The organism is Erythrobacter rubeus (assembly GCF_014705715.1).
Taxonomy (GTDB): Bacteria; Pseudomonadota; Alphaproteobacteria; order Sphingomonadales; family Sphingomonadaceae; genus Erythrobacter; species Erythrobacter rubeus.
Map to the genome: position 1 here is coordinate 2,709,124 of NZ_JACXLC010000001.1, position 21,594 is coordinate 2,730,717.

A 21,594-nucleotide genomic window follows, 5' to 3' on the forward strand; every position below is an offset into this window, starting at 1 on the left:
ATCCAGCCGGGACGCACTATCAGTTCTCGCCGTCACCGCCGCCGGGACTGCCCGAGGCTTCCGGATTGGCGTCCGGATCCTTGGCGGGAGGCGCTTTCTTCGCAGCCGGTTTCTTCCTGGCAGGTGCCTTGCGCTTCGGCTTTGCTTTGGGCGGCGCAGGCGTAAGCTCGAAGCTTGGCTTGCCATCCTTCACCGTCACATGGACCTCGCCGCCATCGGCGAGCTTGCCGAAGAGCAGTTCTTCCGCGAGCGGTTGCTTGATCTTGTCCTGGATCAGGCGGCCCATCGGACGCGCGCCGTAGAGTTTGTCGTAACCCTTGTCGGCGAGCCATTCGCGGGCGTCGCTGTCGAACTGGATGTGGACGTTCTGTTCGGCGAGCTGCAGTTCGAGCTCGAGAATGAACTTGTCGACCACGCGGGCAACGGTGCTCTTGCCGAGATAGGCGAACGGCACGATCGCATCGAGGCGGTTGCGGAATTCCGGCGTGAACATCTTGTTCACCGCTTCGGTCCCTGCATCTTCCTTCGACACGTCGCCAAATCCGATACCGCTGCGCGCCATGTCGGACGCGCCGGCATTGGTCGTCATGATGAGGACCACGTTGCGGAAATCGACGGTCTTGCCGTGATGATCAGTCAGGCGGCCATTATCCATCACCTGCAGAAGGATGTTGAACAGGTCCGGATGCGCCTTCTCGATCTCGTCGAGCAGCAGCACGCAATGCGGGTTCTGGTCAACCGCATCGGTCAGCAGACCGCCCTGGTCGTAACCGACATAGCCAGGAGGCGCACCGATCAGCCGCGAAACGCTGTGGCGCTCCATATATTCGGACATGTCGAAGCGCTTGAGCTCAATGCCCATGATCGAGGCGAGCTGGCGCGCAACTTCGGTCTTGCCGACGCCGGTGGGACCGCTGAACAGGAACGAGCCGATGGGCTTGTCCGGATCGCGCAGGCCCGCGCGGCTGAGCTTCATCGCGGTCGAAAGGCGGGTGATCGCCTCGTCCTGACCGAACACGACATGCTTGAGATCGCGGCCGAGATTTTCGAGCGCCTTCTTGTCGTCCTTCGACACGGATTTCGGCGGGATGCGCGCCATCGTCGCAATCACGGCCTCGATTTCCTTGGCGGTGATCTTCTTCTTGCGGCGGCTGGGCGGGACGAGCATTTGCATCGCGCCGACCTCGTCGATCACGTCGATCGCCTTGTCCGGCAGCTTGCGATCGTTGATGTACCGCGCCGACAGCTCGACCGCAGTCTTGAGCGCGTCGGGCGTGTATTTCACGTTGTGGTGCTCTTCGAAGGCGCTGCGCAGACCTTTCAGGATCTTCACCGTGTCTTCGATCGAGGGCTCGTTTACGTCGATCTTCTGGAACCGGCGCAGCAGCGCGCGATCCTTTTCGAAGTGGTTGCGGAATTCCTTGTAGGTAGTCGAACCGATGCAGCGGATCGTCCCGCCGCTGAGTGCGGGCTTGAGCAAGTTGGACGCATCCATCGCCCCGCCGCTGGTCGCGCCGGCACCGATGACGGTGTGAATTTCATCGATGAAGAGAATTGCGTGCGGCATCCCTTCAAGCTCGGAGACGACCTGTTTCAGCCGCTCTTCGAAATCGCCGCGATAGCGCGTGCCTGCGAGGAGCGCGCCCATGTCGAGCGAATAGATGACCGCAGGCTCCAGCACTTCGGGCACATCGCCTTCGACGATCTTGCGCGCCAGCCCTTCGGCAATGGCGGTCTTACCAACGCCGGGATCGCCGACATAGAGCGGGTTGTTCTTCGACCGGCGGCACAGGATCTGCACCGTACGGTCAACTTCGGGTCCGCGGCCGATCAGGGGATCGACCTTGCCGTCTTCGGCTTTCTTGTTGAGGTTGACGGTGAACTGGTCGAGCGCGGTCTCCTTCTTCGAGCCGCCCTCTTTCTTGGCCTCTTCGGCATCGCCCGGCGTTTCTTCGCTGCCGGTGGGCTGTTTCGATTCGATCTGGCGACCACCCTTGCCGATGCCGTGGCTGATATAGCTCACCGCATCGAGGCGGCTCATGTCCTGCTGCTGCAGGAAATAAACCGCGTAAGAATCGCGTTCGGAGAACAGCGCGACCAGCACATTCGCGCCTGTCACGGTGTCCTTGCCCGAGGACTGGACGTGCAGGATCGCGCGCTGGATTACCCGCTGGAAGCCCGCGGTCGGCTGAGGGTCTGCGTCGTCCTCTGTCTTGAGCGACTGGTATTCCTGATCGAGATATTGCTTAACCACCTCGCCCAGCTCGGCTAGGTCCACGCCGCATGCCGCCATAACCTGCGCCGCATCTTCATCATCGATGAGGGCGAGCAGCAGGTGTTCGAGCGTCGCATATTCGTGACGCCGCTCGGACGCATTGCCGAGCGCGTTGTGGAGGGTGCGTTCAAGGTTTTGGGCAAAACTGGGCATCAAGAGGTCTCTAGCAGAGGGTGGGAGAGAGGTTGCTAATCGGGAAGGTAAAAAGCGATTTCACCATATATGGGCCTGCTTGCGAAAATTGCGAATCCGCGAGTGGAGATACGTGCCGAGACGTCATGTGGATTTGCCGCTAAATAATGCATCTGCTGCCGCGCGGTGGACGGATGCCTTGTCACGGTGCGCTTTTACGCGCACGATTTCCGCCTCAAGCAGAGCAATCCGCTCATCCAGTTCATCCTGCGAATACGGCGCAAGGTCCTCTGAGCCGAGCATGCCAGCGGCATCGCCTTTCCGGCGCGGAAGGTCTCCGTCATCCATCACCCTGAACATCGCAATTCAATCGGCTTGCTGTCAATGCGCGAGGCAGGTAATTGCGGCCAAAGATCGCGGGAAATTGGGGCAAACGGGGCGAGTTGATGGTTTTGAAGCGGATGGCCGACCTTCCGGAGACGATGAACGCGATCGGGTTCGAGGCTCCCGGCGGGCCGGAAGTGCTTGCGATCGGGCAAACCGATCTTCCCAAAGTGCGGCCGGACGATGTGCTGATCAAGGTCGCCTTTGCCGGCGTCAACCGGCCCGATTGTATCCAGCGCGCTGGCCACTATCCGGCGCCCCCCGGCGCATCGCCGATCCTCGGGCTTGAAGTCGCAGGCGAGATCGTCGCGGTCGGAAACGAGGTGCCGCCGGAAATGATCGGGCAGTCGGTCGCCGCGCTTACGCCGGGAGGCGGTTACGCCCAATATTGCGCTGCGCCGTGGCAACACTGCCTCCCCGTACCAGCGGACATGGACCTCAAAGCCGCAGCCGCGCTCCCCGAAACGCTCTTCACCGTCTGGCACAATGTGTTCGAGCGCGGGCTCGCGCGCGATGGCGAGCGCCTGCTGGTGCACGGCGGCACTTCGGGCATCGGCACGATGGCGATCATGCTTGCAAAGGCATTCGATATCGAGGTGATCGTGACCTGCGGCGATGAAGCGAAATGCGAAGCCGCCCGGAATGTCGGCGCGGATCTCGCGATCAATTACAAGGAGACCGATTTCGTCGAAGCCGTGAAAGAGCATACCGGCGGGGCGGGAGTGAACATCGTCCTCGATATGGTCTCCGGCGATTATGTGCCGCGCAACCTGCAGTGCCTTGCCGAAGATGGCCGGCACGTGACTATTGCCGTGCTCGGCGGGGCGAAAGCGGAACTGTTCATGCCGATGGTGATGATGCGGCGGCTGACGCTGACCGGATCGACCCTGCGCCCGCGTTCCGATGCCTTCAAGGCGGCGCTGGCAGATGAGATCGCAGCGAATGTATGGCCGCTGTTCACCAACGGCGAGCTTTCACCGATCATGGACCAGACCTTCCCGCTCGCCGAAGCGGCCGCCGCCCACGCGCGAATGGAGGCTGGCGAGCATATCGGCAAGATTGTTCTGGAGGTGGACTATGGCTGAGGCACTGACGCTGCATGAAGATCCGCGGAGCGGCAATTGCTACAAGATCAAGCTGACCGCTGCGCTGCTTTCGGTGCCGCTGGAAACGCGGCAATACGACATCCTAAAGGGCGAGACGCGAACCGACGCATTCAAGAGCAACGTCAATGCCCAGGGCCGGATCCCGGTGCTGCAGATCGGCGATCGCTATCTGCCGGAAAGCAACGCCGCGTGCTGGTATCTTGCCGAGGGAACGCGGCTGATCCCCGAAGACCGCTTCGAGCGCGCGCAGATGCTGCGCTGGATGTTCTTCGAACAATACAGCCACGAACCCAATATCGCGACGCTGCGGTTCTGGTGCCGGTTCGTGGGAAGCGAAAACCTGTCCGATCAGCAGCGCGAACAGATGATGGCGAAACGGATCGCGGGCGAAGATGCGCTCGCGGCGATGGAAGCGCACCTGTCGAGCCGCGACTGGATGGCCGGGTCCTCCGCCTCGCTCGCCGATGTCGCGCTGTTTGCTTACACGCATGTCGCGGACGAAGGCGGTTTCGACCTGTCGCGCTTCCCGGCCATCGGTCGCTGGATCGAGCGGGTTCCGACGTTGGACGGGTTCATCCCGATGACCTGACAGGCTGCTGGCCGTCTTCAGCCTTTCGCAATTACACAAAACCGTCACCGCCCTGTGAATCGGGTGTCACATTCGGCTGCCATGGAGAAGGAGCAGACGCATAGCCGAAAGGGGACGTCCCGTGACCGACTTCATGCTTTCCAGCCTGCCGATTTCGCCGCCGCACAATCCCGAGCCGTCCGGGGAGAGCCGCACCCGTTACCGAACAATCTGGATCAGCGATGTCCATCTCGGCACGAAGGGCTGCAATGCGGAAATGCTGATCGACTTCCTCGATCGCACCGATAGCGACACGATGTACCTCGTCGGCGATATCATCGACGGGTGGCGATTGAAGAAGCGGTTTTACTGGCCGGCCTCGCACAACGATATCGTCTGGCGCATCATGAAGCGGGCAAAGCGCGGAACGCGCATCGTCTATATCCCCGGCAATCATGACGAGATGTTTCGCCAGTTCACCGGCCTCAATTTCGGCGGGGTCGAAATCCGCCGCGCTGCCTTTCACGACACTGCCGATGGACGCCGTCTGATGGTGCTGCACGGTGACGAATTCGACGCCGTGATGCTCTCGCACCGGTGGCTCGCCTTTGTCGGGGATTGGGCCTATCACGCGGTGATGAAGCTGAATTACGCGGTCAATGTCGCGCGTAAGCTTGCAGGAAAACCGTATTGGTCGCTGTCGAAGGCGGCCAAGCACAAGGTCAAGAATGCGGCCAATTTCATCTCGCAGTACGAAGAGGTCGTGGCGAAGGCCGCGGGCGAACGCGGCGTCGACGGAGTAGTCTGCGGACACATCCATACCGCCGAGATGCGCGTGTTCGACCATCACGGACGCACGGTCGAATACTGGAACGATGGCGACTGGGTCGAAGGGTGCAACGCCCTCGTCGAACACCACGATGGACGCATGGAAATCCTGAACTGGCCGGACGTGATCCGAGAGCGGGAGAGGCGCAGTGAAATCGCGCGCGGGGCGGCCGATATTCGGGCGAAGGAGGCCGCATGATGCTGCAAGCATCGCCTGCTCCGCAATCGATCGCGATCGTCACCGACGCATGGCATCCGCAGGTCAACGGCGTGGTGCGAACGCTTGCAGTTACCAGCGAAATGCTGCGCCAATGGGGGCACGAGGTGACAGTCATCTCACCGCAGCAATACCGGTCTGTTCCTGCGCCAACCTATCCCGAAATTCGCCTCGCGCTGACCTTGCCCGGAGCGGTCGGGAGGCAATTGCGCAGGATCGCCCCGGATGCGGTTCACATCGCCACCGAAGGGCCGCTCGGCTTTGCGGCACGGCGATATTGCTCGGCGCGCGGGGTTCCCTTCACCACTGCGTACCACACCCAATTTCCCGATTACTTCGCGCGGCGCACCGGGCTGCCCGCGAGGGTGTTCTGGCCCTATATACGCTGGTTCCACCGGCCGGCACAGCGCATCATGGTCGCAACCGAGACCATTCGCATGCAATTGCGCGATCAGGGCCTTCATCACCTAAGCCACTGGGGGCGAGGCGTCGATCTCAACCACTTCTCGCCCGATGCGCCGCCGCCTCCCGAATTCGCGGGACTGGCCCGGCCGATCCAGCTTTATGTCGGGCGCGTAGCGGTAGAGAAGAATATCGAGGCTTTCCTCGCGTCCGATCATCCCGGCAGCAAGGTCGTGGTTGGCGATGGACCGTCGCGCGCCGCGCTTGAGCAGAGGTTTCCGCAGGCCATCTTCCTCGGAAAGCGAACCGGAGCCGAACTTGCCGGATGCTATGCCGGGGCTGACGTGTTCGTGTTTCCCAGCCGCACCGACACCTTCGGCCTTGTGATGATCGAGGCGCTTGCATGCGGGACGCCGGTTGCCGCCTACCCGGTGCCGGGACCGACCGACATTCTCGAGCCGCAGGTGGGCGCGATGTCGAACAACCTCGACCACGCGATTGCTGCGGCGCTCAACTGCGATCGCGGTGTGTGCGCAGAGTTCGGCGCGAGCTTCACTTGGGAAGCGGCTACACGTCAGTTTCGCACCGCTCTGGTCGCCCTGCGCGAGGAGGAATGCCAGATGCTGGTGGCGGAACCGGCGATCTGATCGCGTATTTCTCGCCCGGCAAAGCGGGCTGATTGCGCCGATCCTGCCAATTGCCTTGCCGTGCGGCGGCCTTTCGCCTATCTGCAATGGTGCAACGGCCGCTCCGAAAGGGGCGGCCCTTCTATTTTTACGGGAGATTTCCATGGCTCAGGCCAAACCCCAGCCCACCCCGCTGATGCCGCACGCGACCGCCACCTGGCTGGTCGATCACACCGGCCTGTCGTTCGAGCAGATCGCCGAGTTCTGCGGTCTCCACCTGCTTGAAGTGCAGGCGATGGCTGACGATCTTGCGGGAAGTAAATACACCGGACGCGATCCGGTTCATGCCGGCGAACTCACTCTCGAAGAGATCGAGAAAGGCCAGGCGGACGAAAATTACTCGCTCAAGATGCACAAGGCACCTGTCGAAGTAACCCGGACCAAAGGCCCGCGTTACACACCTGTGTCGAAACGCCAGGACAAGCCCGATGGCATCGCCTGGATCCTGCGCAATCACCCGGAGGTTTCGGACGCGCAGATTTCCAAGCTCATCGGCACGACTCGCAACACGATCGGCGCGATCCGGGAGCGCACGCACTGGAACATCCAGAACATTCAGCCGAAAGATCCGGTGACTTTGGGGCTGTGCTCCCAGCGCGAGCTCGATGCGGTGGTTGCCAAGGCGGCGAAGCGCGCGGGCATTACCGAAGAAGCACCCGAGGCGGTCGAGGGCGCAGACCAGCGTTCCGACAAGGACAAGCTGATCGAGGAACTTCAGGCCGAGCGCGAGGAAAACGCCAAGGCTGCAGCCCGGGCCGCTCAGGAAGCCGAAGCCGAAGCCTGGCTCGCTGCGAAGCGCGAAGCTGAAGAAAGCGGCGTGGCGGTCGAACCGAACGAGGCCTTTGCCGCGGCAACCCCGGCACCAAGCGAGATCGATGACGGTGCTGGCGAAACGGCGCAGGACGCCGCCGAGTCCGCTCCTGAAGACGAAGACGCCGACAAGGAATAATCGCAAAACCGAACGTAACGGATGCACCGGTTTTCGGTGATCCGCCCCGGCTTTGCGAAATCCTTTTCAATCTCGCGATTTAGCGAGCGGTTTTGCTTGTACGGCAAAGCGTGATCCGCCATGCCTGCTGACATGTATGTCAATAAAGCCTCGTACCACCATCCGAAGCCGTGGGATTCCGAATTCGAGCTGATGAGCCTGCCGCAAATGCTGGAGCGCACCTCGGCTCACGATCCGTCTGCGCCCTTCCTGCATTTCCTCGGGCGCACCTATTCCTATGGCGAAATGCTCACCGAGGCGCGGCGGTTCGCGGCGGGGCTGACGGCAATGGGCATTGGCAAGGGCGACCGTGTCGGCCTCTTCCTGCCCAACGTCCCGATCTACGCCTCGGCCTATTATGGCGCGATGATGGCGGGCGCGATCGTGGTCAACTTCTCGCCGCTCTATTCGGTCGAGGAGCTGGCATGGCAGGTCGGTGACAGCGGTACGCGCGCGCTCGTCACGCTCGACGTGCCGGAGCTGTATGAAACCGCGTCGAAAGTGCTCGAAAGCTCGGAGCTTGAAACGCTGATCGTCGGGCGGCTGTCCGACATGCTGCCGTGGATCAAGGGCACTGCGCTCAAGCTTTTGAAGCGCAGCCAGATCGCCGATGTCGCCTATTCGGATCGCATCCGCGCATGGAAGGATTGCACGCCGGACCAGTCGCCGCCGGTTGTCGCGATCAATCCGGAGGAAGACCTCGCTCTGCTGCAATATACTGGCGGCACCACCGGCCGGCCCAAGGGCGCGATGCTCGGCCACAGCCAGCTGGTGATGAACGCGCAGCAGGTGGCGGCGCTCAACCCGGCAGAAAACCCGCGCGAAGAAGTGTTCATGGGCGCGCTTCCGTTCTTTCACGTCTTTGCCAACACGGCTCTGCTCAATCACGCCGTGGCGAGCGGCGCCTCCATCGCGATGGTGCCCCGGTTCGAGGCGAAGCAGGTCTTGCAAACGATCCAGAAATACAAGGCGACCGGCTTTCCGGGCGTCCCGACCATGTTCCAGGCGATGCTCGACCATCCGAGCCTTCCCAAAACCGACATGCCCTCGCTCAAGGTCTGCATTTCCGGCGGCGCGCCGATGCCTGCCCCGGTTCACGCCAAGTTCGAGGAAGTCACCGGTGTCCGCGTTGTCGAAGGATACGGCCTCACTGAAAGTTCCGGCGTGGTGTCCGTGAACCCGTATGAGGGCACACGCAAGAAAGGGACGATCGGCCAATTGGTCGCGCGCACGGAAATCGTACTGCTCGACAAGGAAGATCCCTCAAAGCTGGCGCCTGAGGGCGAACCCGGCGAACTGGCGATCCACGGCCCGCAGGTGATGCGCGGCTATTGGAACCGCCCGGAAACGCAGGCGGAGGTTTTCGTGACGCGCGGAAACAAGCAATATCTGCGCACCGGGGATGTCGCGGTGATGGACAGCGATGGCTTCCTCGAGATCGTCGATCGCATCAAGGACATGATCTCGGTCGGCGGTTTCAAGGTGTTTCCAAGCGTTGTCGAGGACGTGATCCTCGAACACGAAGCGGTGAAAGAGGCGCTCGTCATCGGCGTGCCCGACGATTACCTCGGTGAGGTTCCGCGCGTGTACATCACCCTCGATCCAGAAACCGATATCGGGGCGGATGCGCTGAAGGGCTGGCTCAACGATAAGGTTGGCAAGCATGAGCGCGTCGACAAGGTCGTGATCCGCGAAGAGCTTCCCAAGACCATCATCGGCAAGCTGGACCGCAAGGCGCTGCGCGCCGAAGTCCTCTGAGCGCCTGGCCGCGCGCATTCCACACAAGCAAAAACGCCGCGGGCACCTTTCGGGCCGCGGCGTTTCTTCAAATATTTAGGCGACGGAAATCAGGTGGCGATTTTCAGCTGAGCCTGATCGCTATCGTCCTCTTTCGCAGGTTTCGCGCTCTGACGCGGAGCCTGGACCGAACCGGCAGCGCCTGCCGAACCGCGGCGCGCATTCGGAGCGAAGCGCCCGTCAACCTGTGCGCCCTGTTCGATCGTCAGCGCATCGTAATGCACGTCGCCTTCGATCCGGGCGCTTTTGAGGATCACGAGTTCCTTGGCGTTGATCGAACCGCTCACCTTGCCCGCCAGACGAGCCGATTCTGCGGTGATACCGCCGCTCACTTCACTGCTTTCGCCCTGGACGAGCGAGGTGCATTTGATGTCACCTTCAATAGAGCCGTCGACATGCAGATCGGCAGATGCGCTTATATTGCCTTCGATCTTGATGTCGGAGCCAATAACGGAAAAGGTCGAATTATTGGAAGCCATAGGTTTACTCGCTGGGCGTTGAGGGGGCGCTGGATCGGACGGAACCGGATCCGCGGACTTCTTTGAGAACATCGGGGGCGGTCTCCAGGAATGGGCGCGGGTTTACCGCGCGGTTGTTGATGCGGACTTCGAAATGCAGGTGGGGGCCGGTCGAACGGCCGGTGCTACCCAGACCGCCAATCGTTTCGCCTGCATCCACTTCCTGTCCGGCTTCCACATCGAACCGGGACATATGTGCATAGCGGGTCATCATGCCATTTTCGTGGCGAATCTCGACGGTTTTTCCAAAGCCGCCCTTCCGTCCGACGAAAGTGACCGTGCCCTTGGCTGCGGCGAAGATCGGCGATCCGCGCGCGCCCTTGAAATCGATGCCGTGGTGCATGGCACCTCGCCGAGTGAAGGGATCGCGGCGGAAGCCAAAGCTCGAGGTGATTTTCTGCCTGCTGGCCGGGACGACCTGCGGAATGCCTTCGAGCGCGCGCTCCAGCGCGTTCATCCGCGCGAGGCTCAAACCGAGGCGTTCGAAACGTGGATCGACCGATCCGTCGGCCGACGTTGCAAGGATTTCCAGCGGACCACCGACGCCGCTCTGCCTTTCGACATTGCGGGCGAGCATTTTGGGATCGAGATCAAGCTTGCGCATCGCCGCTTCGGCGCGTTTGGCGCGGGCATCGGCGAACCGGGTGAGGCGCTCAACCAGTGCAATTTGCCGCGCTTCGATCTTGGCTAGCGGCAGTGCCTGCGGAATCAGCGCGCCGACCTTTTCGACCGTTTCAGCAGTTTCTGCCGACGAATCGGTTACGTTGGTGCCGGTATCGCGAATGTCCTCGGGCAGCATCTGCGCCATTTCTTCGAGGAAGTTCTGCTTGATCGTGAGCTCGTCAACCACCCGGTCGAGATCGCCACCATAGGCATCGAGCCGTTCCTGAGCGGTCGCGACACGCGCCTTTTCGTCCTGGAACGAGGCCAGATCGGCTTCGGCGCGGTATTGATTGAACGCCATCACGCTCATCGATGCGCCCCAGACGAGCGCAAAGGCGGCAATGCCGCCAGCGGAAGCCATCTGTACGCGCGATGAGATTTTGATGAAGCGTACCTGACCCTGAGAGCGCATGAAAAACTCTCGATCAGGAAACCATTCACGGAGGCGTTCCCCCCACGACCGTGTGGACTTTTTCTCTGACAATTCGACCCCGGATTTCTTTTTTATTGCGATCCGAGAGTGTGGCTATCAATCGATTCGCGCGAGGTCGAATCAGAGTGTTAACGCCAACGGCGAAACGATGCGGAATCGGGATGAAACGTGCGTATCGGTAAAAATACTTGAAAATGAACAGGGAACCAAAGCGCTAGGCAGCGGTTTGCGCGCAATTTTCATTCATCAGGGTATGCGATTCGACCGCGAGGAGCCGCTCAGCGGCGGTGCGATCCGCGGACGTGCAAATTCGATTGACCTCGCGGCTAAAGCCTCCACAAAGATCGTGTCATGTCTGCACAATCTGCATCCGAAACGCTGACGCCAGAAAGCCTGGTCGCCGATCTCGCGGTGGCCGCGCGAGCTGCACAGCGCGAGCTTGCGGCGATGTCGAGCGAAGCGCGTGCACACGCGCTCAATGTCGCGGCCCAGCACTTGCGAGAGGGTTCTGCGGCGATCCTCGATGCCAATGCCTGCGATCTTGCGGCGGGCGAGGAGCGCGGGCTTTCGAAAGCCATGCTCGACCGGCTGATGCTTGATGAAGAACGGCTCGAAGCGGTCGCATTGGGCGTCGAAGCGGTTGCGGATCTCTCCGATCCGGTTGGCGAGATCATCGATCAGTCCGAACGGCCCAACGGGCTCAAGCTGTCGCGGGTGCGCGTGCCCATCGGGACGATCGGCATCATCTACGAAAGCCGCCCGAATGTGACCGCCGATGCCGCGGCGCTGTGCGTGCGAGCCGGCAACGCGGCGCTTTTGCGCGGCGGCTCCGAAGCGGTGCATTCGAACAGGGCGATCATGTCCGCGCTGGTCGCCGGTCTCGAAGAGGCCGGCGTGCCCGGCGCGGCGGTGCAGCTGATCCCGACGCAAGACCGCGCGGCGGTGGGCGCGATGCTGACCGCTGCAGGGCTGATCGACATGATCGTGCCGCGTGGAGGCAAAAGCCTGGTCGAGCGGGTGCAGGCCGATGCCCGTGTGCCCGTGCTCGCCCATCTCGACGGTATCTGCCACACCTACATCCACTCCGCTGCCGATCCCGAGATGGCCAAGGCCCTCGCGCTCAACGCGAAGCTGCGCCGCACCGGCATTTGCGGAGCGATGGAGACCTTGCTGATCGACGCCGATTTCTCGGGCGCGGAGCAGCTTGTTGCCGCGCTGCTGGCCGAAGGCTGCGAATTGCGCGGCGATGCGCGCATTCAGGCGCTTGATGAGCGTGTGCTGCCCGCCAGCGCCAATGATTGGGACACCGAATATCTCGACGCCGTGCTGTCGGTGGCAATGGTAGACGGCCTCGATGACGCCATGATGCACATCGCGCGCCATTCCTCCGCGCACACGGACGTTATCGTGACGTCCGACGAGGCCGCCGCCGAGCAATTCCTCACCCGCGTCGACAGCGCAATCGTCATGCACAATGCCTCGTCCCAGTTCGCCGATGGCGGTGAATTCGGCCTTGGAGCGGAAATAGGCATCGCGACCGGGCGTCTGCACGCGCGCGGCCCCGTCGCGCTCGAAGGGCTGACGACATATAAGTGGCTCGTGCGCGGCACCGGTCAGGCGCGGCCTTGACGTCGATTTCGGGCGGAGATGCACTCTGATCCGGACCGGCCTTCTCGGCGGCAGTTTCAACCCTGCGCATGGCGGGCATCGCCGCATTACGCGCTTCACGATCGATGCGATCGGTCTGGATGAGGCGTGGTGGCTCGTTTCGCCCGGCAACCCGCTTAAACCCAAGGCGGGGATGGCGCCTCTCGGTGCCCGGCTGAAATCGGCGCGCGCGCAGGCGCGGCGGGCACCGATCGTACCGACGGCGATCGAGCAGGCGCTGGGCACGCGCTACACTGTGGATACCCTCAGAAAGCTCAAGAACCGCTATCCAAAGCGTGAATTCGTGTGGCTGATGGGGTCCGATAATCTTGCAGAATTCCACAGATGGCGGCGCTGGCGCGACATAGCGCGGACAATGCCGATTGCGGTCATCGCCAGGCCCTGTTACAACGCAGATGCTTTGGCGAGCCCTGCCATGGCCTGGTTCAGGCGCTATACGGTGCCTGTCTCCAGCTTCAGGAAAAAGGGGCAATGGAGCGCACCGGCACTGGTGTTTTTGCGTTTCGATCCTGATCCACGTTCGGCCACGGCCATTCGCCGTGCCAATACGGATTGGGCTTCCCAATATCGAGGCACACCGGTTCGCGATCGGCTGACTTTCCGAACAATCCGTACGAGCGAGGGTTCATGAGGCGCGCTGCCAGCGCTTCAGCTCACATTCTTGCCAAACGGCGTGCCGATCCCCATTTTTGCTCAACAATATGGAGACTTATACTGGCCTATGACACAGGCACATTCGGCGGCGGCTGCAACCGGCGCTTCAAAATCCGTTCAGGCGGCCCGGCCTATGGTCGCTGACATGAACGACCATGAACTGCACGATCTGGTGATGGCCCAGCTTGACGACGATCAGGCACAGGACATCGTCTCGATCCCGCTCGAAGGCAAAAGCTCGATCGCCGATCACATGGTGATTGCGAGCGGTCGTTCCACGCGCCAGGTCGCCGCGATGGCTCAGAAACTCGCCGAGAAGGTGAAGCATGCAGGACACGGCCCGGTGCGGGTCGAAGGGCTGCCGCAGGCCGACTGGGTGCTCATCGACGCCGGCGACGTGGTGGTGCACCTGTTCCGCCCGGAAGTGCGCAGCTTCTATAATCTAGAGCGCATGTGGTCGTTCGAAGGCGGCGTGGCGCAGCAGGGCAGGGCGTAGTTTCTTGTTTCCGCACCCCATCCGGGGTGCGATATCCTCACTCATGCGACCTGAAGGTCGCGTCGCTGCGGGCGCCCGGTCGGGCTTGCGGTCGCTCCGCGACCGGACTTTCGCGCCACGTCAGCGGCTCGCAATGATTTAAGGCCGCAGGCATCGCAAGGGCGACCGCCCGTCGGCCGTTCAGGCCGCCCATTCGGAGGCATCGGCGCAGCCGATTGCCGTGAGAGAAAAGAATGCTTCTCCATGTCATCGCTCGCGGAAAGATCGCTCGTTCGCCTGAGGCGGAGCTGGTCGCGCGTTACGAGAAACGGCTGACCTGGCCGGTCAAGCTGACCGAGCTTCCCGAAACGGGTGGGCGCATTCCCGATCCGCAAACCCCGTTCAAGACAGTGCTGCTCGATGAGCGCGGGAAGGCGCTGCCCTCCGAAAAGTTCGCCGACATTCTCGGTCGTTGGCGCGATGATGGCATGCGCGAGACGCGCTTCGTGCTTGGCGCAGCCGACGGGCATTCCCAAGCCGAGCGCGCCGGAGCGGACTTGCTGCTCGCGTTCGGGCCCGCCACCTGGCCACACCTGATGGCTCGCGCCATGCTGATGGAGCAGCTTTATCGCGCGACGAGCATTCTTGCAGGTCATCCCTATCATCGGGCAGGGTAGCACCGTGATCAAACGCGCGCTCATCCTTGCTTTGCCAATCGGTGCCGTGCTGGCGGTGCTTGCTGTCTTGACGCCAGCAGGCATAGCGCAGCGCGATGTCGGGCTGATGGATCCCGATGAAGCGCAGGCGCAGCTTGAGCGCGCCACCCGCGAAAGTAGGCGCGCAGAAGCACGCGCCGCGCGTCTGGCTCGGGAAGCCGAAGCGGCCAGCGAAGCGGCGGAGAGGACCGCCCGCGAAGCCGCAGCGATTGCCGCGCAGATCCAGCGCGCCGAGGCCGATATCGCCGCGACCCGTGCCCGCTTTTCGCTCGCGCGCACCGACCGGGCAGCGATCGCCGCAAGGCTTGCCGAAAGACAGCAGCCACTGGCGAGGCTCACGGGCGCCTTGCAGACGACCGCCCGCCGCCCGCTCGCTCTCTCGGCGTTGCAGCCCGGATCGCTTAAGGAACTGGTCTACGTGCGTGCCGTGCTCGACAGCGCTATTCCGCAGATTCGCTCCCGCACCGCGGCGCTTCGGAGCGACCTCGACGCGGTGAAACGGCTTGAGCAGTCTGCGTCTGACGCGCTGGAGGCGCTCAGGCAGAATGAGCAGACCCTGCAGGCGCGCCGCGAGGAATTGGCGGAGCTCGAAACACGGCAACGCCTCGCCCTTCGCGAGGCACGCAGCACCGCCTCGCGAGAAGCCGAGCGCGCACTCGCGCTTGCCGAGGAAACGCGCGATCTCGATGGGTTGATGGGCCGGATCGACGCGGCGGCAAGCCTTCGCCGCGAACTGGCATCGCTTCCCGGGCCGGTCATGCGTCCCGCCAATATCGGTGAGGGAGGCGCCGTCTCCAGCGCTGCAGCGCCCGATCCCGTACCCTCGGCCTCGCCCACCACCGCTGCCGCTCCGCCGCGGGATTTTCAGCTGCCGGTGCAGGGCCGGACGCTTGCAGGTTTTGGCGAGAGGCGCGACAGCGGCCTTCGCAGCACCGGGCTCGCGCTTGCACCGGTACCGGGCGCACAGATCGTCGCGCCTGCCACGGGCCGCGTCGTGTTCGCCGGGCCGTATCGCGGCTACGGGCGAATCGTCATCATCGAACATGCAGGCGGCTGGACCAGCCTTGTCACGGGATTGGAGCGCACGACAGTCGGTGTCGGAGACGAGGTGATCGGCGGCAGTCCGCTCGGATCGGCGAGTCGGCAGGAGCCGTCGATCACGCTCGAACTCAGGCGCGAGGGTGAACCGGTCAATCCGCTGCAATTCCTCGGATAAATGCGCCGCCGGGTGCGATCCGTAACCCATTCCGAGCCCTGTACGAATTGACCCGTGCCGGGACGTATCAGGTGTTCGCAGACTGTTATCTGGCGTTCAGCCGCGCGCTGATATACGAATATGTTCTTGAAGGAGCCCTTTTGCCCATGAAAATTGCTGCATTGCTGCGCAGCGCCGCACTCGTAACCGCGGTCGCTCTCATTCCCGCCACGACCGCCACAATGGCCCAGGTTGACGGCCGCGCCGGACCCGAATTCTCGAAAGTGTTCGCAGTCTATCAGCGCATCCAGGCGAGCTATGTCGAGCCGGTCGAGGACGAGGTGCTGATTCGCGGTATGATTGACGGGATGCTGGGCGCGCTCGATCCGCATTCGGGTTATCTCGATGGCAGCGACCTTCAGCGCCTCGAAACGATGATCGACGGCAATTATTCAGGCCTCGGCCTGTCGGTCCTGATGGAAGACGGCGCGGTCAAGGTGATCTCCCCGTTCAAGGGCAGCCCGGCTGACAAGCAGGGCATCAAGGCTGGCGATTATATCACGCACCTCGACGGCAAGCTTATCTATGGCGGCGATCTCGATGATGCGGTCGCGCAGATGCGCGGCAAGGCGGGCACTTCGATTCAGCTGACAATTTTCCGTCCCGGACGCGAGGAGCCCTTCGAAGTCGATGTGACACGCGGCGTGATCGAGCTTGAGCCGGTAACGCATGAGCTGTCCGCAGGGAATATCGGCGTCATCACCGTCAATGAATTCTCTGCCGATGTCGGCGCCGACGTGTTCAAGGCGTGGACGAGCATTCAGGAAGAGGCAGCCGGACGGGTGAGCGGCCTCGTGCTCGATCTGCGTTCGAACCCTGGCGGCTCGCTCGATGAAGCTGTGGCGCTGTCCGATCTGTTCCTCGACGAGGGGCGCATCGTGTCGCAGCGTGGGCGCGCGCGCGGTGAGACGCTGCTCTATGATGCCGAAACCGTATTCCGCGGCGACATGGCCGAGGGAACGCCAGTGATCGTTCTCATTGATGCCGGCTCCGCGTCGGCATCAGAAATCGTCGCAGGCGCGTTGCAGGATCACCGCCGCGCGCTGGTCATGGGTGAGCGCAGCTTTGGCAAGGGAAGCGTCCAGTCGCTCCTGCCGCTCGGACGCGATGCGGCCCTTAAGCTTACCACGGCGCGCTATTACACGCCGAAGGGCGCATCGGTGCAGGAAGGCGGGATCAAGCCCGATATCACCGTGCCGCAATTGTCCGATCCCGACCTTGCGCTGCGGTCAAAGTATCAGACGCGCGAAAGCGACCTTCGCGGGCATCTAATCAACGAGCTGGGCATCAAGGATGAAGAGCTTGAAGCGGACGAAATCGATGATCCACGTTTCAAGCTGACGTCAGAGCAGCTCGAGGAGCAGGGTATCGAGGATTTCCAGCTGCACTATGCGCTCGAAACGCTTCGCCGCACCACGAAGAGTTCGGTGGCGCTGCGCGACTGACCGCACTAAATAGCCCGGCATGATGGGTGTGAAGCAGGCCAAACTGCTCGCCGTGGCGATCCCTGCGGGGCTGCTGGGCGGAGCGTATATTTCCGAATATGTGTTCGGAATGTTCCCGTGCGAGATGTGCTGGTGGCAGCGTTATCCGCATTTCGCCGCGCTCGCTGCTGGGCTATTCGCCTATTTCCTGAAGCCGCCGCGCGTCTGGAGTGCGCTCGCAGGCCTCGCGATCCTGACATCGGGCCTGATCGGCGGTTTTCATGCCGGGGTCGAATATGGCTGGTGGGAGGGGATCACCAGCTGCGCCACGCTTAGCGGACCGGTCGATGTGATGAACCCATCGCAGGCGCCGCTCGTTCGATGCGACGTGGCGCCATGGAGCCTGTTCGGGATCTCGCTGGCGGGCTGGAATTTCCTTATTTCGACGCTGGGCGGGATCGCCATACTGGCTCTGAGCGTTATGCGTGCAGGAAACGAGAGACGACTATGAAACGCGAAGAACTCCACCGCATGATCCGGGTCGACCAGGCCGGGGAATTCGGCGCGACGCGCATCTATGAAGGCCAGCTCGCCGTGATGGGCGATCGCGGCCCGCATTCGGCGGAAATCCGCCACATGGCCGAACAGGAAGAGGGCCACCGGGCCCGTTTCGACGAGCTTCTGGCAAAACGCGGCGTACGACCGACGGCGCTGCATCCGTTCTGGTCGGCGGCAGGATATGCGCTCGGCGCGGGAACCGCACTGCTCGGCCCGGAAGCGGCGATGGCCTGCACGGCTGCGGTCGAAGAGGAAATCGACAAGCACTACTCCGAACAGCTCGACCGGCTGGCAGAAACCGGGACCGATCCCGAACTTGCCGAAATGATCGAGGAGTTCCGCGAGGATGAACGCGCGCACCGTGATGCTGCTTTGGCCAATGGGGCAGAGAAAGCGCCGGCCTACCCGCTGCTTTCGGGCGCGATCCGGCTTGGCTGCAAGATCGCGATCAAGGTGAGTGAGCGAGTCTGACGCGGCGGAAGGTGCGTCAGAGAACCGCTCCGCTGCTTTTTCAATTCACGATCAATTCACTGGCATGTAACTATCTGCCCGCAAATGATAGGATAGAGAGTGAGCACGACTCTCAATTGAGGATGACGACCAATGACCAAGCTGCTTAGCGCTTCCCTTCTGGCCACAGGCATGTCCTGCGCCGCAATGTTGGCGGCGACACCCGCAGCCGCGCAGAGCGAGGGCGGGGACAAGGTCAACATGGTCATCGCCTATGACGAAAGTGAATGCCCCGAAGCGGGCGAGGACGAGATCGTGATCTGCGAGATCCTGGTCGAGGCCGAGCGTTACCGCATTCCGAGCAATTTGCGTCAGAGCAGCTCGCCCGAAAACACTGCATGGGCGAAACGGGTGGAAAGCATCCGCTATCTCGGCGATTTCGGCGAAATGTCATGCGATCCGGCGGGTGCGGGCGGCTTTACCGGCTGCACGCAGCAATTCATCGACGCCGCTTACCAGGACCGGGCCGAAGGCGAGAATATTCGTTTTGGCCGTCTGATCAACGAAGCGCGTGAAGAGCGCCTGTCGACGATCGACGCGGATGCGGCGGCCGAGCAGAACCGCGTGGAGCAGATCGAGCGCGAATATCTCGAGCGGCTCGAACGCGAACGTCAGGGTCCGATCCCGGGCGAAGCCGATCCTTCGCTGACACCGCCGCCCATTGATCAGGAAGCCCGCCAGATCCCGGCAGAACCTTCGAAAGAAGGGCCGTTCGATGATGGCGATGAAGAGCTGGTTCCGCTGGATGCAACCCCGCCTGCAGAGTCGCCGGGTAGCTGACGATATCGCCGGTCTCGGCTGTTTGGATCAAACCTCGTAATAGTCGCGGTACCAGGCGATGAATTTGCGGGTCCCGTCATAGACGCTGGTTTGCGGCGCATATCCGGTTAGTTCACCCAGCAGCGCCGCGTCCGCCCAGGTTGCGGGCACATCGCCTTTCTGCATGGGCATGAAATTCTTGATCGCCTCGCGCCCGCAATGCGCCTCGAGCGCTTCGACAAAGTCCATGAGACGGACCTTGTCGTTATTCCCGATATTGACGATGCGGTAGGGGGCGGCAGGCGAGAGGCTGTCCCAATCGGCGATATCGTCCTTGCTCTCCGGCCGAACCGGCGGCGTGTCGATCAGCAGCCGGATGCCGCGCACGAGATCCGTAACGTAGGTGAAATCGCGGTACATCTCGCCATTGTTGTAGATGTCGATCGGCACTCCCTCGAAGATACCCTTGGCGAACTTGATCGGCGCCATGTCGGGCCTTCCCCACGGGCCGTAGACCGTGAAAAAGCGAAACATCGTGGTCGGCAGGTTCCATAGGTGAGCATAGGAATGCCCCATCGCTTCATTAGCCTTTTTGGTCGCGGCGTAGAATGTGAGCGGTGTGTCGCACTTGTCCTGCTCGCTGAAAGGCATGTCTTCATTCGCGCCATAGACTGAGCTGGTCGACGCCATCAGCAGGTGATCGACACCCAGTTCGCGCGCGCATTCCATCACGTTGAACGTGCCGACAAGGTTGGATTCGAGGTAAGCGCGCGGGTTTTCGAGGCTGTATCGGACCCCCGCCTGCGCCGCGAGATGGACGATTGCATCGGGTTTTTTTGCCATCGCGACGTCATGCAGCGCTTCGAAATCCTCCAGCATGGCGGTGTGCGCGCTGAAATGCTGGTTCTGCATCAGCAATTGGTGCCGCCGCTCTTTCAGCCTGACGTCGTAATAGTCCGTAAGGCCGTCATAGCCGACAACCCTGAACCCTTCGTCAAGGAGCAGCTGCGCCAAGTGATAGCCAATGAAACCGGCTGACCCGGTGATGAGGATAGTGCGCAAGATAGGTCTCTGGCCGGAAATGCATGAAAGGGCGGACTGTGACTGTCACTGCGCGTCGCCCCCTGTCAATACGGCGCGCGGCGGCATCGGCGTCACGCTGCCGCCAGTGGGCCAAACAGTTGGACAATGGGGAGCGCGCCTCTAAGGAAGCCGTTTGAATTCAAGGCTCGCCAAGGCGGTCTGATTAAGGATGTGAAGCGATGAAGATTGCCATGGTAGGCTCGGGTTATGTCGGCCTCGTATCAGGCGCGTGTTTTGCCGATTTCGGCCATGACGTCGTTTGTATCGATAAGGACCAGAGCAAGATCGACCGCCTGCATGACGGCATCATGCCGATTTACGAACCGGGCCTCGATTCGCTGGTCGAGAGCAATATGCGGGCCGGACGGCTCAGCTTCACGACGTCGCTTTCCGAAGGGATCAAGGATGCGAGCGCGATCTTCATCGCGGTCGGCACGCCCAGCCGCCGCGGCGATGGCCATGCCGACCTCTCCTATGTCTATCAGGTGGCGCAGGAGATCGGCGAGAACCTCGCGAACGATGCCGTCATCGTAAACAAATCGACGGTGCCTGTCGGCACAGGAGATGAGGTCGAGCGGATCATTGCCGATACCGGGACGAGCCAGAAATTCGCGGTCGTCTCCAACCCGGAATTCCTGCGCGAGGGCGCGGCTATCGGCGATTTCAAACACCCCGACCGCATCGTGATCGGCACCGAAGACGATTTCGGCCGCGAAGTGATGCGCGAGGTCTATCGCCCGCTATTCCTCAACGAATCGCCGATCCTGTTCGTCGACCGGCGCACCAGCGAGTTGATCAAATACGCGGCCAACGCGTTTCTCGCGACGAAGATCACCTTCATCAACGAGATGGCCGATCTGTGCGAGAAAGTCGGCGCCAATGTTCAGGATGTCAGCCGCGGTATCGGGATGGATGGCCGTATCGGCCCCAAATTCCTCCATGCCGGCCCCGGTTATGGGGGGTCATGCTTCCCGAAGGATACGCTCGCTCTGCTCAAAACCGCGGAGGATTACGACAGCCCGACCCGGATCGTTGAGGCCGTGGTCGCGGTCAACGAAAGCCGCAAGCGCGCGATGGGCCGCAAGGTGCTGGACGCGCTCGGCGGGCTCGAGGCAGCGCGCGGCAAGAAAGCGGCACTGCTCGGCCTGACATTCAAGCCGAACACCGATGACATGCGCGATTCCCCGGCAATCGCGGTGGCGCAAACGCTGACCGACGCGGGTGTCAAAGTCAGCGCTTACGATCCAGAAGGGATGGAAATCGCCAAGCCGCTGATGCCGGATGTCACGATGTGCAGCGATCCTTACGAAGCGATCAAGGATGCCGACGCCACGGTCATCGTCACCGAGTGGGATGCATTTCGCGCGCTCGATCTTGGCAAGATGAAGGAAACCGCCAAGGCGCCGGTCCTAGTCGACTTGCGCAACATCTACACCCCGGCAGATGTGCGCGCGGCTGGATTCGAATATTCAAGCGTGGGCCGCGTCTAACGCGG

21 protein-coding genes are annotated in these 21,594 nt (G+C 62.1%); 16 read left to right on the top strand and 5 right to left on the bottom strand.

Translation table 11 applies throughout. The features are described 5' to 3' along the window. Nucleotides 1-19: 19 nt before the first annotated feature. Together clpA and IB285_RS13340 are read right to left on the bottom strand one after the other, a co-directional pair. Nucleotides 20-2,428, bottom strand: coding sequence for an ATP-dependent Clp protease ATP-binding subunit ClpA (gene clpA / locus IB285_RS13335; protein ID WP_190788622.1), 2,409 nt, complete (start codon nt 2,426-2,428; stop codon nt 20-22). A 123-nt stretch (nt 2,429-2,551) separates the two neighbouring features. Next, a complete protein-coding gene (locus tag IB285_RS13340) occupies nt 2,552-2,755 on the bottom strand; it encodes a DUF1192 domain-containing protein (RefSeq protein ID WP_190788623.1) in 204 nt (67 codons plus the stop codon). Between the two features lie 113 nt (nt 2,756-2,868). On the opposite strand from IB285_RS13340, the gene IB285_RS13345 reads away from it, so the two are divergent. The 6 genes from IB285_RS13345 to IB285_RS13370 all read left to right on the top strand — a co-directional run bounded on the left by IB285_RS13345 (nt 2,869) and on the right by IB285_RS13370 (nt 9,344). Next, on the top strand, nt 2,869-3,876 hold the full coding sequence (locus tag IB285_RS13345) for an NAD(P)H-quinone oxidoreductase (RefSeq protein WP_234033178.1): 1,008 nt from the start codon (nt 2,869-2,871) through the stop codon (nt 3,874-3,876). Beyond that, entirely contained in the window at nt 3,869-4,486 is a 618-nt protein-coding gene (locus IB285_RS13350; protein ID WP_190788624.1) for a glutathione S-transferase family protein, read from the top strand. Before IB285_RS13345 ends, IB285_RS13350 begins: the two co-directional genes overlap by 8 nt. Nucleotides 4,487-4,619: 133 nt before the next feature. Further along, nucleotides 4,620-5,492 (top strand): UDP-2,3-diacylglucosamine diphosphatase, encoded by an 873-nt coding sequence (locus tag IB285_RS13355; protein ID WP_190789134.1) that lies wholly within the window; start codon nt 4,620-4,622, stop codon nt 5,490-5,492. Beyond that, nucleotides 5,489-6,559 carry a glycosyltransferase family 4 protein gene (locus tag IB285_RS13360; protein WP_234033185.1) on the top strand — a complete coding sequence of 357 codons (1,071 nt, stop codon included), beginning with the start codon at nt 5,489-5,491 and terminating at the stop codon, nt 6,557-6,559. Before IB285_RS13355 ends, IB285_RS13360 begins: the two co-directional genes overlap by 4 nt. Nucleotides 6,560-6,701: 142 nt before the next feature. After that, nucleotides 6,702-7,547 carry a DUF1013 domain-containing protein gene (locus IB285_RS13365; RefSeq protein ID WP_190788625.1) on the top strand — a complete coding sequence of 282 codons (846 nt, stop codon included), beginning with the start codon at nt 6,702-6,704 and terminating at the stop codon, nt 7,545-7,547. Between the two features lie 120 nt (nt 7,548-7,667). Then, nucleotides 7,668-9,344, top strand: a complete 1,677-nt coding sequence (locus IB285_RS13370; RefSeq protein WP_407925612.1) for a long-chain-fatty-acid--CoA ligase — start codon at nt 7,668-7,670, stop codon at nt 9,342-9,344. Between the two features lie 89 nt (nt 9,345-9,433). Here IB285_RS13370 and IB285_RS13375 read toward each other — a convergent pair whose 3' ends face one another. Both IB285_RS13375 and IB285_RS13380 read right to left on the bottom strand, forming a co-directional pair. After that, nucleotides 9,434-9,862 (bottom strand): bactofilin family protein, encoded by a 429-nt coding sequence (locus IB285_RS13375; protein WP_190788626.1) that lies wholly within the window; start codon nt 9,860-9,862, stop codon nt 9,434-9,436. 4 nt (nt 9,863-9,866) lie between these two features. Continuing rightward, on the bottom strand, nt 9,867-10,976 hold the full coding sequence (locus IB285_RS13380; RefSeq protein WP_190788627.1) for a M23 family metallopeptidase: 1,110 nt from the start codon (nt 10,974-10,976) through the stop codon (nt 9,867-9,869). Between the two features lie 372 nt (nt 10,977-11,348). Here IB285_RS13380 and IB285_RS13385 point away from each other — a divergent pair, with 372 nt between their 5' ends. The 9 genes from IB285_RS13385 (at nt 11,349) to IB285_RS13425 (ending at nt 19,037) form a co-directional block, all read left to right on the top strand. Beyond that, on the top strand, nt 11,349-12,626 hold the full coding sequence (locus IB285_RS13385) for a glutamate-5-semialdehyde dehydrogenase (protein ID WP_190788628.1): 1,278 nt from the start codon (nt 11,349-11,351) through the stop codon (nt 12,624-12,626). A gap of 28 nt (nt 12,627-12,654) precedes the next feature. Continuing rightward, nucleotides 12,655-13,296, top strand: coding sequence for a nicotinate-nucleotide adenylyltransferase (locus IB285_RS13390; protein ID WP_190789137.1), 642 nt, complete (start codon nt 12,655-12,657; stop codon nt 13,294-13,296). A 156-nt stretch (nt 13,297-13,452) separates the two neighbouring features. Next, complete coding sequence (gene rsfS, locus IB285_RS13395) at nt 13,453-13,815, top strand: ribosome silencing factor (protein ID WP_234033712.1); 363 nt, start codon at nt 13,453-13,455, stop codon at nt 13,813-13,815. A 233-nt stretch (nt 13,816-14,048) separates the two neighbouring features. Beyond that, nucleotides 14,049-14,471, top strand: a complete 423-nt coding sequence (locus tag IB285_RS13400) for a 23S rRNA (pseudouridine(1915)-N(3))-methyltransferase RlmH (RefSeq protein WP_190788630.1) — start codon at nt 14,049-14,051, stop codon at nt 14,469-14,471. A gap of 4 nt (nt 14,472-14,475) precedes the next feature. Then, the gene (locus IB285_RS13405) at nt 14,476-15,726 is read left to right on the top strand and encodes a murein hydrolase activator EnvC family protein (RefSeq protein WP_328705892.1); all 1,251 of its coding nucleotides are present in this window, start codon (nt 14,476-14,478) and stop codon (nt 15,724-15,726) included. Nucleotides 15,727-15,872: 146 nt separating this feature from the next. Then, nucleotides 15,873-17,210, top strand: coding sequence for a S41 family peptidase (locus tag IB285_RS13410; RefSeq protein ID WP_190788631.1), 1,338 nt, complete (start codon nt 15,873-15,875; stop codon nt 17,208-17,210). Nucleotides 17,211-17,229: 19 nt separating this feature from the next. Next, the gene (locus IB285_RS13415) at nt 17,230-17,700 is read left to right on the top strand and encodes a disulfide bond formation protein B (protein ID WP_190788632.1); all 471 of its coding nucleotides are present in this window, start codon (nt 17,230-17,232) and stop codon (nt 17,698-17,700) included. Then, on the top strand, nt 17,697-18,218 hold the full coding sequence (locus IB285_RS13420) for a demethoxyubiquinone hydroxylase family protein (RefSeq protein ID WP_190788633.1): 522 nt from the start codon (nt 17,697-17,699) through the stop codon (nt 18,216-18,218). Before IB285_RS13415 ends, IB285_RS13420 begins: the two co-directional genes overlap by 4 nt. A 132-nt stretch (nt 18,219-18,350) precedes the next feature. Beyond that, a complete protein-coding gene (locus tag IB285_RS13425) occupies nt 18,351-19,037 on the top strand; it encodes a hypothetical protein (RefSeq protein WP_234033192.1) in 687 nt (228 codons plus the stop codon). A 27-nt stretch (nt 19,038-19,064) separates the two neighbouring features. On the opposite strand, the gene IB285_RS13430 is transcribed toward IB285_RS13425, so the two are convergent. Continuing rightward, the gene (locus IB285_RS13430; RefSeq protein WP_190788634.1) at nt 19,065-20,078 is read right to left on the bottom strand and encodes an NAD-dependent epimerase/dehydratase family protein; all 1,014 of its coding nucleotides are present in this window, start codon (nt 20,076-20,078) and stop codon (nt 19,065-19,067) included. A gap of 200 nt (nt 20,079-20,278) precedes the next feature. Here IB285_RS13430 and IB285_RS13435 point away from each other — a divergent pair, with 200 nt between their 5' ends. After that, the gene (locus IB285_RS13435) at nt 20,279-21,589 is read left to right on the top strand and encodes a UDP-glucose dehydrogenase family protein (RefSeq protein ID WP_190788635.1); all 1,311 of its coding nucleotides are present in this window, start codon (nt 20,279-20,281) and stop codon (nt 21,587-21,589) included. The last annotated feature ends 5 nt before the right edge of the window (nt 21,590-21,594 follow it).